This is a genomic window from Cellvibrio mixtus subsp. mixtus J3-8 (assembly GCF_000766945.1).
Taxonomy (GTDB): Bacteria; Pseudomonadota; Gammaproteobacteria; order Pseudomonadales; family Cellvibrionaceae; genus Cellvibrio; species Cellvibrio mixtus_A.
The window spans coordinates 7,741-7,988 of sequence record NZ_KN266219.1 but is presented as its reverse complement, the minus strand read 5'-3'; the positions used below and the strand labels follow the sequence as shown (position 1 = coordinate 7,988).

1 protein-coding gene is annotated in these 248 nt (G+C 48.0%); it reads right to left on the bottom strand.

Going from position 1 to position 248, the window contains the following annotated elements:
* On the bottom strand, window positions 1-248 hold a 248-nt coding region (locus A596_RS23945), incomplete at both ends, for a phage tail protein (protein WP_200882993.1).

The window sequence follows — 248 nt, the reverse complement described above, 5'->3', positions numbered from 1 at the left end:
CCAGCGTGCCCCCGGATTCATTTGCATAGGAGGTTCCGGCAAATCATGCGTGATGGTGCGTTTGCCATCTTCCAAGGCCACAATAACACGCTCGGTGATTTCCAGCGTGAATGCAATATCGACCGTTTCTTTATCCAGAATTTCCAGATCAAATTTGATCGCTGTTTCTGGATTAAAACCCGGTTCGCGCACGCTCATCCATTCCAGCACCGCAATAATCAGATCGTCAGTTTTTCCTTTCCAATCAG